Annotated in this window: 13 protein-coding genes; 10 read left to right on the top strand and 3 right to left on the bottom strand. The window is 64.1% G+C overall.

Going from position 1 to position 12,023, the window contains the following annotated elements:
• Positions 1 to 433 precede the first annotated feature (433 nt).
• Entirely contained in the window at positions 434 to 898 is a 465-nt protein-coding gene (gene bfr, locus Cth01_RS21905; RefSeq protein WP_045840403.1) for a bacterioferritin, read from the top strand.
• 386 nt (positions 899 to 1,284) lie between these two features.
• On the opposite strand, the gene Cth01_RS21900 is transcribed toward bfr, so the two are convergent.
• Entirely contained in the window at positions 1,285 to 1,965 is a 681-nt protein-coding gene (locus Cth01_RS21900; protein ID WP_034380684.1) for a 7-cyano-7-deazaguanine/7-aminomethyl-7-deazaguanine transporter, read from the bottom strand.
• A 245-nt stretch (positions 1,966 to 2,210) separates the two neighbouring features.
• Complete coding sequence (locus Cth01_RS21895; RefSeq protein WP_045840410.1) at positions 2,211 to 2,633, bottom strand: hypothetical protein; 423 nt, start codon at positions 2,631 to 2,633, stop codon at positions 2,211 to 2,213.
• A gap of 140 nt (positions 2,634 to 2,773) precedes the next feature.
• Here Cth01_RS21895 and Cth01_RS21890 point away from each other — a divergent pair, with 140 nt between their 5' ends.
• A complete protein-coding gene (locus tag Cth01_RS21890) occupies positions 2,774 to 3,613 on the top strand; it encodes a helix-turn-helix domain-containing protein (protein WP_045840409.1) in 840 nt (279 codons plus the stop codon).
• A gap of 159 nt (positions 3,614 to 3,772) precedes the next feature.
• Here the strand turns inward: Cth01_RS21890 and Cth01_RS21885 are convergent, their stop codons facing one another.
• Positions 3,773 to 4,462, bottom strand: coding sequence for a GntR family transcriptional regulator (locus Cth01_RS21885; RefSeq protein WP_034392247.1), 690 nt, complete (start codon positions 4,460 to 4,462; stop codon positions 3,773 to 3,775).
• Positions 4,463 to 4,782: 320 nt separating this feature from the next.
• Here Cth01_RS21885 and Cth01_RS21880 point away from each other — a divergent pair, with 320 nt between their 5' ends.
• The 8 genes from Cth01_RS21880 to Cth01_RS21845 are packed head-to-tail and all read left to right on the top strand — an operon-like array spanning position 4,783 to position 11,996.
• Positions 4,783 to 5,643 carry a porin gene (locus Cth01_RS21880; protein WP_346190155.1) on the top strand — a complete coding sequence of 287 codons (861 nt, stop codon included), beginning with the start codon at positions 4,783 to 4,785 and terminating at the stop codon, positions 5,641 to 5,643.
• Positions 5,644 to 5,689: 46 nt separating this feature from the next.
• Positions 5,690 to 6,685, top strand: coding sequence for a Bug family tripartite tricarboxylate transporter substrate binding protein (locus Cth01_RS21875; RefSeq protein ID WP_045840402.1), 996 nt, complete (start codon positions 5,690 to 5,692; stop codon positions 6,683 to 6,685).
• An 8-nt stretch (positions 6,686 to 6,693) separates the two neighbouring features.
• Positions 6,694 to 7,683 carry an NAD-dependent epimerase/dehydratase family protein gene (locus Cth01_RS21870; RefSeq protein ID WP_045840401.1) on the top strand — a complete coding sequence of 330 codons (990 nt, stop codon included), beginning with the start codon at positions 6,694 to 6,696 and terminating at the stop codon, positions 7,681 to 7,683.
• 4 nt (positions 7,684 to 7,687) lie between these two features.
• Positions 7,688 to 8,605 carry an alpha/beta hydrolase gene (locus tag Cth01_RS21865; protein ID WP_052703433.1) on the top strand — a complete coding sequence of 306 codons (918 nt, stop codon included), beginning with the start codon at positions 7,688 to 7,690 and terminating at the stop codon, positions 8,603 to 8,605.
• The gene (locus Cth01_RS21860; RefSeq protein ID WP_012839249.1) at positions 8,602 to 8,979 is read left to right on the top strand and encodes a RidA family protein; all 378 of its coding nucleotides are present in this window, start codon (positions 8,602 to 8,604) and stop codon (positions 8,977 to 8,979) included. Before Cth01_RS21865 ends, Cth01_RS21860 begins: the two co-directional genes overlap by 4 nt.
• A 57-nt stretch (positions 8,980 to 9,036) precedes the next feature.
• On the top strand, positions 9,037 to 10,476 hold the full coding sequence (locus Cth01_RS21855; protein WP_045840400.1) for an FAD-binding oxidoreductase: 1,440 nt from the start codon (positions 9,037 to 9,039) through the stop codon (positions 10,474 to 10,476).
• A 27-nt stretch (positions 10,477 to 10,503) separates the two neighbouring features.
• Positions 10,504 to 11,514, top strand: coding sequence for a Bug family tripartite tricarboxylate transporter substrate binding protein (locus tag Cth01_RS21850; RefSeq protein WP_082085700.1), 1,011 nt, complete (start codon positions 10,504 to 10,506; stop codon positions 11,512 to 11,514).
• A 41-nt stretch (positions 11,515 to 11,555) separates the two neighbouring features.
• Positions 11,556 to 11,996 (top strand): SDR family NAD(P)-dependent oxidoreductase, encoded by a 441-nt coding sequence (locus Cth01_RS21845; RefSeq protein ID WP_052703431.1) that lies wholly within the window; start codon positions 11,556 to 11,558, stop codon positions 11,994 to 11,996.
• Positions 11,997 to 12,023 lie beyond the last annotated feature (27 nt).

The raw sequence follows: 12,023 nt of genomic DNA, 5'->3' as shown, positions 1-12,023 counted from the left end.
GTGGGCCGAGCGTTTCCCTTGTAATGAAGCAGTCTCGGCCTGACTGTACGATCCGAGAACCCCAGGCGATTGAGGAAGGCGAGCTGGGCACTCGATTTTCGAGGCATCATCGCAGCCAGTTCCAACTCGTGCGGCCCTGCATCCTGCCCTGTGGGCAGGGCTAGCCTCTGCGGAGGCTTGCCAAGTGCGCCAAGTGCTGTCCCTGCTTTACCGTTGATCGGTCCATGCTGACCAAAAGTGCTGGGTGTTATCACCATCCCTTGCGAGGAATCGAACGAACCCGATCAGCCTCGATACGCACCAAGCAATGCGAATGCATCTGCTTACAGCCCGCATCCAGAGCGCGTGCGCTCGGGAATTGATAGCTGCCTTTGATTCCCGAAGCCAGTCGCGGGATACTTCAGGCTTCGAAAACTCACCGAGAACAACAACTATGCAAGGCCATCCCGAAGTCGTCGACTACCTCAAGGACCTGCTTCGCGGCGAGCTCGCGGCGCGCGACCAGTATTTCGCCCACTCGCGCATCTATGAAGACCAGGGGTTCGCCAAGCTCTTCACGCGCCTGGACCACGAGATGCAGGAAGAAACCCAGCACGCCGACGCACTGCTGCGCCGCATTCTGATGCTGGGCGGCCGCCCCGACATGCGCCCCAAGGAATTCACGCCCGGTGAGACCGTGCCCGAGATGTTGCGCAAGGACCTGGACACCGAATACGAAGTCCGTGCCGGCCTGCAGCAAGGCGTGGCGCTGTGCGAGCAGCACCGCGACTATGTAAGCCGCGGCATCCTGCTGGCCCAGTTGCACGATACCGAGGAAGACCACGCCTACTGGCTGGAAAAGCAGCTGGGACTGATCGACAAGGTCGGACTGCAAAACTATCTGCAAAGCCAGACCTGAGCCCCTGCAACGCAGCGCGGAAAAATACCGAGGCCGTCCTTGATAGACGGCCTTTTTCATGGACTTGGGACGAGTTCGGAAACCATAGTCATCACCAGTGGCGGCAAAGCGGCCTTCTGACGGATTGTCGATCTTGCAAGGCTCGTCCAAACCCATCTTCTGGAACGAGGCTCTACCAAAATTCACGCCCTTGTGGCATCCCATTGACTCGTTGACAAACGACAAGTCAAAGCCCCCGGGCGACTCGGCCATCACCGGATGTCATCCGGGACTGCCGCTCTTCGTCTCCAACCAGGCACAAGCTGCAGCTGCCAGCAGGACATGGCAATGCCGATGCACATGTCGAACAGGCCCCTGCACCCGGGCCTGCCCTGCACGCCGCATCCTCAGCGCATCGCCGCTGCAGGCGCGACCTGCACCTTCATGCTGCGCACAATGGCCGCCAGCACCACGCCATAGGCGGGAACAAACAGCAGCAGACTCACACCCAGCTTGATGACATAGTCGACCATGGCGATTTCCACCCAGTTGGCCGCCATGAAGGCATCGGAGCTATGCCAGAAGGCGATCGAGAAAAAGGCTGCCGTGTCCAGCACCTGGCCGAACACCGACGCAGCCGCCGGAGCCAGCCACCAGGAATGGCTTTTCTGGCGGATGCGGTCGAAGACCTGAATGTCCAGCAATTGGCCCAGCACATAGGCGGCAAAACTGGCCAGTGCAATGCGGAACACAAAGCCGTTGAAGCTTTGCAGTGCTTCCCAGCCATTGAAGCGGCCCTCATGGAACAGCACGCCCACCACATAGGACACCACGAGCGCGGGCAGCATGGCACGCATGATGACGCGTCGCGCCGCGGTCTTGCCGATCAGGCGCACGGTCAGATCGGTGGCCAGAAAGATGAACGGAAAGCTGAAGGCGCCCCAGGTGCTGTGAAAGCCCAGCAGCGTGATGGGCAGTTGCACCAGGTAGTTGCTGGCGATGACCAGGGCGATATGGAACGCCACGAGAACGGAGAGGTAAAACGGCACGCGCGACGCTTGCGTCTGCACGGCATGAGCGGATGTCATGACAGTCCTTTTTGGTCGATGGGGGCGAGGGAACCCATGGTTGCGAAGAGTGCGCCAGCGCGGCGCAACCGTGAATTTTAAGCGGTACGGAATTATCTCTGCCTCCCCCGGCCCGCTTATCCGCCCCGGCGCATGGCGGATATAACAAAAAGCATAGCTTGTAGCGCCTGCCAATCCATATTGTCAGCAGTGAATCAGCCTGCTTTCAATGAATGACAGGCGCTAGCCGCTATCATTTTTTGCACTCAAAGCGCGAGCTGAGCCTCCTGCCGGGCCGCATGGCGCGTGGCACGCAGCCCTGCCCACTGCAGATCGGCCAGGACCAGCACCACCACGGCCTGTGCCGCCACCCAGGCCAGACCCCAGGCACTGAGCGCCAGCCCGGAGCCAAACACCAGGACCGCGCAGCCCAGCGCCCAGCCCAGATTGCCAACCGCCACGAGACCGATCAGCGTGCGCGGCAGGGGCTCGCGACGCGCCATCCAGGCGGCGGCCGATGCATAGGCCAGCAAGAAAAGACCTGTTGCCGTCAGCAGGAAAGGCGGCAGACCCGTCAGATCGGCCAGCGGCCGCTGCAGGGCCAGTTGCAGTGCGCCCGTGGCGGCGCAGGAGGTCGCATCGGCCCACATCACAAGACGCAGAAACCGGGGAGAAGCAAAAATGGACATGGAAAACTCCTGTTCTATGACGAAGGTCTTGCGGCCGGCCCTGTGCCGGCTGCTGGGGTCCATGATTGCCATCCGCTCGCACAGCGTCGATAACCTTGCAGGTCATGGCCTGCTGCCCGGCCTGCCACTACGATGCGGGCATGAACTCCAGCACCGCCCCCTCTTCTTTTCATGCCGCTCATATGCCGCCCGGCGCACGCGCGCCGTTCGGCGAGCACCTGCGCCATTGGCGCCAGCATCGCCGGCTGAGCCAGCAGGGGCTGGCACTGGAGGCCGAGATCTCGACGCGTCACCTGAGCTATGTGGAAACAGGCCGTGCACAGCCCAGCCGCGAGATGGTGCTGCGGCTGGCCGAGCGCCTGTCGGTGCCGCTGCGCGAGCGCAATGCATTGCTGGTGGCTGCGGGCTTTGCCCCCATGTACCAGGCCCGTCCCCTGGACCACCCCGATCTGGCCGCCGCGCGCCAGGCAGTAGAGCTGGTGCTCAAGGGCCACGAGCCCAGCCCGGCCCTGGCCGTGGATAGACACTGGAACCTGGTGGCGGCCAATGCCATCGTGCCGCTGCTGCTGGACGGTGTGGCGCCCTGGCTGCTGGAGCCACCCGTGAATGTGCTGCGCCTGAGCCTACACCCCGAGGGACTGGGCCCACGCCTGGCCAACTCCGCGCAGTGGCGTGCCCATTTGCTGCACCGCCTGCAGCAGCAGATCGCCGCCACGGCAGACAACGAGCTGCAGGCGCTTCATGACGAAATCGCAGCCTATCCGTTCGCCGAGGACAAGGACTCGCCTCTGCCCAGCCCCATCGCCGTGCCCTTTGAATTGCACACCCATCTGGGCACACTGAGCTTCATCAGCACCATCACCATCTTCGGCACGCCCGTGGACGTGACGCTGCAGGAGCTGGCCGTCGAATCCTTCTTCCCGGCAGATGCCGAGACCCAGGCGGCGCTGCAGCGGCTGCGCCAAGCTTCAGCATCCTGAAGCTTACAGAGCCCTGCCAGCGTAGATGGCCCCCTTGACCACTTCCACGAACTCCTCAATCTGTTCGAAGTTCCGCAGAGATAGGCATCAGCTTCGCTATGGCATGCACACCCATTCTCACTGACCTGCCACACACGGCGAACGATGCCGGTCTCACAACTACCACCCCATAGCGGTATTGACCGCCTGCTCGGTACCAAGCAAGTGCTGCTCCATCAATGCGACTAGAGCGTCTGCATCGCGGCGCAATGCCGCATCGAGCAAGGCCTGGTGCTCGGCCTGGACATTGCGCGCAACCAACGGCCCATGTAGTCGTATCTTGCGATAGCGCTCCGAGTGATCGACCAGTTGGTTCCAAAACTGCAGCAGCCATTCGGAGCCGCAGGCGCCCACCAGCGCCTCATGAAAGCGCCGGTGCTGCGACTCCCACTCGGAAGACATCGCTGCGGAGCCACCGAGATCAGGCAGCGGCACATGCGCCAACATGTGGAGCGACGCTATCACCTCGGCCTCCCATCGGGCATCGCCACGTCGAATGGACTCGACCAGGCACAGGCGCTCGATGTCGCGGCGGGTCTTCATCAGGTCTGCGAACTCCTGCGATGAAATCCCCCGCACCCGGGCACCGCGGTTTGACTCCGCCAGCACCAGCCCTTCAGTACCCAGACGCACGAGCGCCTCGCGGATAGGCGTCAGCCCCAGGCCAAACCGCTCATCTAGGTCTGCAGCCCTCAGGCGCTGCCCAGGTGCCAACTCCCCGCGAAGAATCTCCGTTCTCAGGCGCTGGTAGGCGCGCTCCGTCCTTGAGCCGGCGTCGCTTTTTTCATCTGCTACTGCATTTTCCTGCATAGATGTACGAGAGCTTGTCCTTATATTAGATTTCATTAAACACCTTAAATTTCATGAAATTAAAAATATTTCATGAAATATGAATCTCCATTATCCAGCCCCATCCAAGACACAGCAGAACAAGATGTTCCCACTGCTGTCGCACGTATTCATGGCGTCGCTCACCGCCGGCCTAGCCTTGATTCCCAGCGCGCCCAGTATGGCTCAAAGCAGCTCCACGGTTTACGGAGTCGTCGATCTCGGCTTTGTCCGCGAGAGCGGCGGCCCGAATGGCACCAGCGCCAGCAGGCTGACCAGCGGCGTCGCCCTCGGGCTCCCGGCTGGGTTTCAGAGGCAATGAAGACCTGGGCGGCGGGCTGTCGGCGTTCTACGCGCTTGAAATGGGCCTGCTCGCCGATACAGGCGGCTTGGCCCAGGGCGGCCTGGCATTCGGCCGCCAAGCCACAGTCGGCATCCATGGCAACTTCGGCTCCATCACGCTGGGTCGCCAGTACACGCCCGTGGCGTTGATCCAGACCGAGACCGACCCATTCGTCACGGGTCTGGCGGGCGACTCCGCCAACCTCATCAGCGCAGGCGGCGCGGGCGGCAACAACCGCATGGACAATACGCTGCGCTATACCTACAAGGCATCCAGCGGCCTGACGGCCGACGCTGTCTATGGGTTTGGCGAAGTCGCCGGCGACTCCAGCGCCAAGCGGCAATACGGAGGGGCCCTCGGCTATGTGGCAGGCCCTGCCTATGCCAAGCTGGGCTACCACAGCGTCAATGATGCGGCCGGCAAGGCCGGCCGGCTGACCTTTCTCGGCGCGACCTATGACTTCGGCTTCGCCATGGCCCACTTCAACTATGTGGTGAACAAGGGCTCGGCCGTCTTCGGCATCCTGAACCAGGATTCACGCGACATGCTGCTCGGCATCAGTGTGCCCTATGGCTCGGGCAAATTCATGGCCTCGTACATCCGCAAGGACGACCGCACCGCCTCCAATTTCGACGCCAACCAGTGGGCCGTCGGCTACCTGCACTTTCTGTCCAAGCGCACCACGCTCTACACCTCGATCGCGCGCATAGACAACAACGCACCCGCAACGTCGAAGACGGGCTTCTACCGCGTGGGCAACGCCACCGAGCAGGGCCTGGGCTCCCGCGCCTTCAACTTCGGAATCCGGCACGCTTTCTAGGCCGGCCCTGCTCCCAAGCATTGCAATCACCATAGGACCAGCCACCATGAACCACCACCGCCGGCGCGCCCTCATCGCGGCCGCATGCACCACCGCCATCTGCCTTCTGTCCGGCACTGCGCCATCGCACGCGGCCGACCGCTACCCACGCAAGTCCATCACCCTGGTGGTTGCCTATCCCGCTGGCGGCGACACCGATGTCCTGGCGCGCCTGATCGGCGAGAAGCTGACCGCCCGTCTGGGCCAGCCGGTGATCGTCGAGAACCGCAGCGGCGCGGCTGGCACCATCGGCACCGCCTATGTCTCGAAGGCAGCCCCCGATGGCTATACCCTGCTGCTGGCGCCGAACACCATCACGATCACGCCCCACGTGTTCCAAGGCGTGGCAGGCGCGCAGACCGACCCGGTGCACGGCCTCACCGCCATCTCGCAGTTGGGTAGCCAGTCGCTGTTCGTCGTGGCCACGGCAGCTTCGGGCGTGTCCTCCGTGAAGGAGCTGCTTGCCAGCGTGAAGGCCGGCAAGATCACCTCGTATGCCAGCCCCGGCAACGGCTCGCCCATGCACATCCTGGGCGAGCTGTTCGACAAGGCCACCGGCGTGAAGATCACCCAGGTTCCCTACCGCGGCAGCGTTCCCGCCGTGGCAGACCTCGTGGGCGGCCAACTGCCCATGATGTACACCACCCTGGGGCCGGTGGCCCAGTACATCAAGGCGGGCAAGCTGGTGCCGCTTGCGGTCGCGGACGCGAAGCGCTCGCCCTTCCTGCCCCAGGTGCCCACGCTCGCCGAGCTGGGCTATGCGGGCGCCGAGGTCGGCGCCTGGCAGGCACTGATGGGCCCCAAGGGCATGCCGCCGGATCTGGTCAGGCTGCTCAACCAGCACTGCGATGCGATCCTCAAGATGCCCGATGTGAGAGAGCGCATGGAGACGATTGCCCTGGCGCCCGTTGGCGGCGATGCAGCCGTGCTGGGCCAGGTGGTGCAGAACGACTACCAGCGCTACCGGCAGATCGTCAAGGAGTTCGGCATCCAGGCCAACTGAGGAACACCATGACAACACTTGTTACAGGCGCCGGCGTGATCGGCTGCCACACGGCCCGTGTGCTGGCGCAGCGCGGAGAATCCGTGCTCCTGGCCGACGTGGCTCCGGCCCTCGCGGCCATCGCCACCATCGTCGACGATCCCCGGGTCCGCATCGAAGTCGCCGACGTCACGGATTTCGCCCGGCTGACCCGGCTTGTCGAAAGCCACGGCGTACGCCGTATCGTCCACACAGCTGCCCTGCTGTCCACCGCCATCCGCCAGGACCCGGTCAAGGGCGTGGAAGTCAATGTCATGGGCACGGCTCACCTACTCGAAATCGCCCGGCTGCACCGGCTGGAGAGGGTCGTCATCGCCAGCTCCACGACCGTCGGCTACCCCGTGTTCGGCGACTTCGAAGGCGACAGCCTGCCAGAGGACTTCAGCCTGAAATCGATCCGCCATCGCCCGGGCTCCATCTACGCGGCCACCAAGGTGGCGGCGGAACATCTGGCGCTGCTGTACCGCGACCTGTACGGCGTGAATACCGTATCGCTGCGTTATGCCGCAGTGATCAGTGCCTGGAGCGGCCCCGGCACATCGGTGCCGGCGCGCGTGCTCTCATCGCTGGCCGGGCCCGCCGCCCGGGGCGAGGTCTCCGTCATCGACGACCCCTACCTCGTCTGGCAGGGAGGGGAGGAATTCATCGACGCGCGTGACTGCGGTCATGCCAACGTCGCGGCCCTGGATGCCGAAGATCCGGCGCAGGGCATCTACCACATCGGCCTGGGCCGGCTGCACGGCTTCGAGGACTTCGTGGCCGGCGTGCGCCGCTGCCACCCCGCCCTGCGGGTGGACATGCGGGTCGCGCCGCAAGGCGGCTTTGCCGGCTTTGCACACGTGCGCCGTGCCGCGTCGGATATATCCGCTGCGGCGCGCGAGCTGGCATGGCAACCCACCCATGCGCTCGCCGACTCCATCGAGCACTTCGCCCCCTTCTGTATCGCCAATGAAAATTGAATCCATGCAGGCTCAACACCTTGCGGGCAACGGCCGTCCGACCGATGCACAGTGGCTGCTGGCAGACCCCGATCACCAGATGCCATTGCCCTTTCCCCAGGCCGAGGCCTACGCGCGCCAGGTCATGGCCCTGGCCCGAGAGCTGCCGACCGACGGACTCGACGTGCGCCTTGGCGTCCCCTACGGTCGGCATCCGCTGCACCGGTACGACGTTTTCGGTCCGAAAAATGCCCAGGACGCACCAGTTCTGGTCTTCTGGCATGGCGGTGGCTGGACCAACGGCTACCGCGGCTACGTCAGCTTCATGGCGCCGCTGGTGGCGAAGCTGGGCTGCATCCTGATTGCTCCCTCCTACCGGCTTGCGCCACAGGACAGGCTGCCTGCGGCCTACGAAGATGGGCTTGCAGCGCTGCGCCATGTGTTCGACAACGCACCGTCCTTCGGCGGCTGCGCCCATCGCCTGCACCTCGCGGGGCACTCCGCCGGCGGCCATCTGGCAGCCCTGATCGCCCTGCGGCAGCCCGATGCCCGCAAGGCAGGCATACCGGCCGAAGTCGTCCGCGCCTGCCTGCCCATCAGCGGCATCATGGACCTGCACCATCCGGCCCCTGAAACCGGCAGCCTGGAGCAGCGTGTCTACACCATGGTCCTGCGCAAGCCCGACGACGATGCGGCCATGAGCCCCGTCCACTGGAGCGCGACCAGCACCGTGCCCATGCACCTGAGCTACGGTGAACACGACAGCGAGCGTGTGCAGCGCACCAACCAGGAGCTTGCGCACAGGCTGTCGCAGGTCGGCGCTCCGTGCTCGCTCTCCATCGAAGCGGGACAGGACCACTTTTCCACCCATACCGCCTTGAGCGCACCCCAGGCCTCCTGGTACCAGCGCCTGGCAAGCATCCTGGAGGCATCCGCACCATGAAGCACATAGTCGATATCGGCCTGCCTTCCATCGGCCAGCCCTTCTCCTGGGCAGTGAAAGCCGGTGGCCTGCTGTTCACCACGCACGGCCCGGTGCGCAGCGACGGCACGCTCGACACCGGCCCCATCGAGCAGCAGGCCCGCCTGACGCTGGAAAACGTCCGCCGGGCCGTCGCGGCGGCCGGAGGCCGGATGAGCGATGTGGCCCAGGTGCTGATCTACATGACGGATGAGCGGGACATGCCTGCCATCGACCGCGTCTACCGCGAATTCTTCGAAGCACCCTACCCCAACCGCTCCAGCGTCGCCGTGCGAGGCCTGGTTGCGCCAGGCATGCGCGTGGAAATGGTGGTCTATGCGGCCATCGCCCCCTGAGCCCGCCAACGCCTGGCGCAAGCGCCGCGACAACACCCTCCACCAGGAAACACCGCCATGCCATCTGCAAGCAACGCCTCCTCAACCACTGCCAGAACAGACCAGCGACTGACATCCCTGGCCGCCGCGCTGGCGCCGCACTCCGATGCGTCGCTGCTGGCCATCGGAGATGCCATACCGGCATACGCCGGCACCGACTGGCGTGGCAAGCGCGGCGCCGCTCCGCTTGCCGTACTGCGCCCGCGCACGCCGGAGCACCTTGCGGCAGCCATGCGGGCCACGCATGCGCTGGGGCTGCCGATCGCCGTGCAAGGCGGAATGACCGGCCTCGTGGATGGAGCATTGGCCCGACCCGGAGAGATCATCCTGTCGCTGGACAGGTTGAATGCCATCGAGGAAATCGATGCAGCCAGCCAGACCATGACCGTCCAGGCTGGCGTGAAGCTGCAGGAGGCCCAGGAAGCCGCGGCCGCTCGCGGCCTGCTGTTTCCCATCGACATCGGCAGCAAGGGCTCCTGCCACGTCGGAGGCATCGCCGCGACGAATGCGGGAGGCAACCGGGTCCTGCGCTACGGCATGGCACGCCAATCCATCATCGGCCTGGAAGCCGTGCTTGCGGATGGGCAGGTCATCAGCCATCTTGGCAAGGCACTCAAGGACAACGCCGGATACGACCTCAAGCACCTGTTCATCGGCAGCGAGGGAACGCTGGGCGTCATCACGCGGCTGGTGTTCGCTCTGCAGCCTCTGCCTACCACTCGCCAGACTGCCCTCGTCAGCGTCCAGAGCTTCGAGCAGATGGTGGAGCTGCTCAACCACTGCAGAAGGCGGCTGGGCGCGCGCCTGACAAGTTTCGAAGCGATGTGGCGCGACTTCTACGACATGGTGACGACGGAACTGCGCGTGGGAGGAACACCATTTGCTGAGCCTGGCGGCAATCTGGTGCTCATCGAAGCCATGGGCCAGGATGCCGAAGCCGACGAACAATTGTTCATGGAGGCACTGGGTGAATTCCTTGAGTTGGCCGCTGGCTCGGATGCGGTGCTCGCCCACTCGCAGCAAGATGCCCAGCGCCTCTGGAGCATCCGGGAGTCCTCTGGAGAAGCTGCGGCGGCAGTGGCACCGTTTGCTGGCTTCGACATCAGCCTGCCAATCACCGCGATGCCTGCATGGCTCGAAGACGTCCACTCGCAACTGCGCGCGCACGGCCTGCACCGCACGCAGACCTATGGGCATCTCGGCGATGGAAACCTGCACCTGGTCGTCGGCTATCCCGCGGACCAGCCGCAGATGAAACAGGAGATCGAAGACCTGGTGCATCGATCCGCAGGGCGGCTGGGCGGCTCCGTCTCGGGAGAACACGGTATCGGCATCTCGAAGAAGCCATACCTGGCCATCAGCCGGAGCCCCCAGGAAATCGAGTTGATGCGCGCACTCAAGCGCGCTCTTGACCCCGCCGGGCGGCTGAATGCTGGCCGCATCTTCGATCTGGAATGAATTCACCGCACACAGAGGAACCCGACCATGACACCTGCCCGCAACACCTGCATGCGACGTGCCGCCTGCGCGCTTCTTGCAAGCGTACTTGCCGCCACCCTTGCCCTGTCCAGCCCCATCGCGCTCGCGCGCGAAGGCAACAGGACGAAGCCCATCAAACTGCTCGTCGGATTCTCGCCGGGCGGCGGCACCGATGTCGTGGCCCGCTATCTGGCCGACAAGCTCAGGGAAGAACTGCACCGGTCCGTGATCGTGGAGAACCGGCCAGGCGCAGGAGGCCAGGTGGCCGCGCAGGCGCTCAAGGCCGCGCCCAAGGATGGAAGCACCCTTTTCTTCACCAATGACCACACCATCTCCATCATTCCCCTGGTGATGAAGCAGCCGGGCTTCAATACCTCCAGGGACTTCACGCCGGTGGCTGGCGTAGCCATCTATGTCTCCGCGCTCTTTACTGGCGCCGGCACGCCCGTCAAAAGCTACGCCGAGTACATTCGCTGGGTTCACGACAAGCAAGCAGGCAAAGGCAGCGTGGGCATCCCTGCGCCAGCTTCTCTGCCTGAATTCATGACCATCGCCATCGGCGCCAGGAACACCCTTGACCTGACCCCTGTACCCTACAAGGGGGCTGCGCCCATGCTCGGCGACATCATGGGCAACCAGATTCTGGCCGGCATCTCGTCGCTCAACGATGTGCTGGAATCGCAGAAGGCAGGCAAGATCAACGTTCTGGCGGTGTCCGGCAGGCAACGGCATGCCGGCGTACCCGACACCCCTACCTTCTCGGAACTGGGAGTCCCCGGCTTCGAGGAAAGCCCGTTCTACGCAATCTATGCGCCGCAGGGCATGCCCCCCGATGAAGCGGCGGCATTCTCGCAAGCCATGCAGAAGGTGCTTGCCAGGCCCGAGGTACGCGAGCGGATGGTGAGCCTCGGCCTGATCCCCCAGTACCTGAATCCCGAGCAAATGCGGCAGCGCGAGCAGACCTACGCACAGACCTGGGGCAAGCTCATCAAGGACAGCGGGTATCAGCCCCAATAGCGGCCACGCCTCACATCCCATCGCCTGAGTAAGAAGCGCTCATGAACCCTAGCCAAGCATCTGGCTCCGCCAAGGAAACCGCCTTCGTCACCGGAGCCGCTTCGGGCATCGGCCTGGCCGAAGACGGCTTTCGCGTCGCACTTCTCGACCAGAACCCGGACGCGATCTGGAAAGCTGCCGCATCGCTACAAGGCGAAGGCTGGGATGCCATCGCCCATGCTGCGGACATCCGGGACCGCCCGGCCATCGCGGCTTCGCTTTCCGCCGAGGCACGGATCGACGTCATGGTGTGCGCCGCGGGCATCGCCCCCATGCATTCCTTCCTGGGCATCACCAAAGAAGACCTTCACACCGCGGTCAATGTCAGCCCGCTCGGTACCTTCATCTGCTGCGAGGAAGCCACACGGCGCATAAAGTCCAACGACCGTCTCACCGCTCGCAAGAAAGAAGCCCGCAGGACTTGCATCCTGCGGGCTTCTTAGCAAGACCCTTGAAGGCCTCGATTTCTG

The sequence above is a fragment of the Comamonas thiooxydans genome (assembly GCF_000964545.1).
Lineage (GTDB): Bacteria > Pseudomonadota > Gammaproteobacteria > Burkholderiales > Burkholderiaceae_C > Comamonas > Comamonas thiooxydans.
Note: the sequence above shows the minus strand (reverse complement) of the source record. Positions and strands in the feature narration are given on the sequence as shown.